The organism is Legionella adelaidensis, from assembly GCF_900637865.1.
GTDB classification, from domain to species: Bacteria; Pseudomonadota; Gammaproteobacteria; order Legionellales; family Legionellaceae; genus Legionella_A; species Legionella_A adelaidensis.
Genome location: NZ_LR134411.1, coordinates 1 through 2,501, shown reverse-complemented (window position 1 = coordinate 2,501; position 2,501 = coordinate 1). Strand labels below are relative to the sequence as shown.

The following is a 2,501-nucleotide window of genomic DNA, read 5'->3' as shown; positions in this document are numbered from 1 at the left end:
ACATGAAGTACATGAAGCAACCTTTTGCGATAATAAATTCAAGGTATTCACTTCTGAACGCTTTCGAAGCTCCCATCTTTGAATACCTAATTGTCGCAGGTAATATTTTTTTAAGTTTTCGTTACTGCTATTCATTGTTTCATTGCTAATAATATTTCTTCTACCACTTTTTTAGGGTTTGGCGACTGGGTGATCGGCCGACCGATAACCAAGTAATCACTCCCTTCTTTTATAGCTTGTTCGGGTGTAATAATTCTGGTTTGATCGTCTTGTTTACTTTCTTTTAATCTAATACCCGGTGTAACCGTTAAAAATCCCTGGTTGCAGTTATTCTTTATCAATGCAGCTTCATGGGCAGAACAGACGACCCCATCCAGACCAATTATTTGTGCCATTAAGGCCAAATCAATTACTTGAGAAACTAAAGGCTTTTGCAATCCAATAGACTGGAGTTCACTTTCATGCGTGCTGGTTAATATTGTCACTGCAATAAGCAAGGGCCTGGTTTGACCATAAGAAGACAAGGCGTCATGAGCGGCGCTCATCATTTTAGGCCCTCCTAAAGCATGGACATTTAACATCCACACTCCTAAATCAGCAGAGACCTTACAAGCCTTGGCCACCGTATTAGGAATATCATGAAATTTTAAATCAAGGAAAACTTTAAAATTTTCTTTCACTAATTGTTTTACCAATTCTGGCCCAAATTGGGTAAACAATTCAAAACCTACTTTTACTGCACATTGACTTGGATTGAGTTGATAGAGTAAATCCCAGACTTCTTTTTGACTGGAGAAGTCCAAAGCAATAATTAATCGAGGTTCCATTAATCACCTTCCAAACCGTGAATCGGCTTAACTTTCCCCCACTGCTTGCAGCTAGGACAATGCCAATGCAATAATTTTCCGCCAAAACCACAATGGCCACAGCGATAAATAGGCTTATTTTCTAAAAACTTCCCGGTAATATCAAAAAGCATTTGCAATTTTTCTCGGACTAGACCATGAGCAGTTTCTAAATGCCAATAAATTAAACGATTTAAACCACGGATAGAAGGGTGTCGGCTTAACTGCGTAGAAACAAAATCAATGGCAAAATCTACCCCTTTCTCTTGACGTAAATATTCACCAATCACAAAAATCACAGAAGACCGCGGATATTCACCCAATGTGTCTTCGAGATAATCGATACACTCTTCCATGGCATTTAATTCTGTATAACAGGTTACCAACGGTTCAATAATTTCATTTAGAAAATCTGGATCTTGCTCTGGGACACGTTTTAACGAGCGAATGGCTTGCTTATATCTCCCCGCTTTCATATCGAGATCAGCCAACGTCAAACTGGCCCTAACAGACTCTTTATCTATAACCAAAGCTTGTTTTACGGCATTGTAAGCCTTGTCATACGCATTAGCCTTTAATGCCTGCATTGCTATCTCACAATAGTAATGAGCTGCTTGAGAATGGAAGCTGGAACCTGTTGACACCTCTAATTTTTTAATGATATCCAACGCTTTTTCCCACGCTTTTTCTTGTTGGTAAATAGCTAAAAGGCCTTGCAGGCTGCCAATCTCGCGACTTCCCCCCAACTCCACTACCTCAGAAAAAATACGCTCAGCACGATCAAAAACCCCTGCACTCATATAATCTTGCCCTAAAGCCATTAAAGCTTCTTTACGCTGTAAAAGACTTAACTGCGGCCGGGCGATGAGGTTTTGATGAACACGAATAGCTCTATCTACCTCCCCTCTTCTTCTAAACAAACTACCTAGAGCAAGGTGGGTTTCAACGGTATCGCTATCTACTTCTAAAAGTTTTATAAAAACGTCCACGGCTTTGTCGGGCTGCTCATTTAATAAATAATTTAATCCAACCACATATTCACGGGAAAGTTGATTACCGGTGCATTTCTCACGATTGGAAAAATTACGCCAGGCCATCCACCATCCTGACCAAGCAGCCGCTGGTAATAATAAAGGCCATAAATTAATCATTATTGCTCTCCACCCGCTTCGCGCCAAGCTGGCCAAGATAATAGATTATACCATTTAGGTTTTTCAGCGATGAATTCACAAACATTTAACCCTTATCAATCCTGCAGTGGAATAGCTCGTAAATTTTTTATTTCTTTTTCAGTTAGTTTTAACTGCATTTTAATTCTACGGTTCTCTGCTTTAAGACGCCATTGTTTCCCCAAAAAAAGTGAATAGCCAATTAAAACACCAATACCCAGGGTAATAATCATTAAAACAGAAATTGGCATAGTAATGGTAGTAACATAAAAGTTAATTTTCACTGACATAGCATTTAAAGCAGCGAAACTGACTCCCACCAACACAAGAAGTAAATAAAAAAAGAGCATTACAATTCGCATGCATGATCCTTAAAAGCACTAATTTTGCTTCCATCTTAGCAATGGCTAGAGCGTTCGCAAAGAAGAATATTTATATTTTTAAAACACAATCGTTTTTTTTAACAAGAATAAATATTTTTGCACTA

Annotated in this window: 3 protein-coding genes; all 3 read right to left on the bottom strand. The window is 38.6% G+C overall.

The genetic code is table 11. From position 1 onward, the window contains the following. Positions 1-131: 131 nt before the first annotated feature. A complete protein-coding gene (gene pyrF, locus EL206_RS00130) occupies positions 132-827 on the bottom strand; it encodes an orotidine-5'-phosphate decarboxylase (protein ID WP_058461909.1) in 696 nt (231 codons plus the stop codon). Further along, positions 827-1,996: a lipopolysaccharide assembly protein LapB gene (gene lapB, locus EL206_RS00125; RefSeq protein ID WP_058461908.1), complete on the bottom strand. Its 1,170-nt coding sequence runs from the start codon at positions 1,994-1,996 to the stop codon at positions 827-829. The genes pyrF and lapB overlap by 1 nt, the downstream gene beginning before the upstream one ends. Positions 1,997-2,091: 95 nt before the next feature. Further along, entirely contained in the window at positions 2,092-2,376 is a 285-nt protein-coding gene (locus EL206_RS00120) for a LapA family protein (protein ID WP_058461907.1), read from the bottom strand. Positions 2,377-2,501: the final 125 nt, after the last annotated feature.

Excerpts from the sequence above, each read along its gene's own strand:
- pyrF (WP_058461909.1), bottom strand. The coding sequence starts at position 827 with ATGGAACCTCGATTAATTATTGCTTTGGACTTCTCCAGTCAAAAAGAA.
- lapB (WP_058461908.1), bottom strand. The coding sequence starts at position 1,996 with ATGATTAATTTATGGCCTTTATTATTACCAGCGGCTGCTTGGTCAGGA.
- EL206_RS00120 (WP_058461907.1), bottom strand. The coding sequence starts at position 2,376 with ATGCGAATTGTAATGCTCTTTTTTTATTTACTTCTTGTGTTGGTGGGA.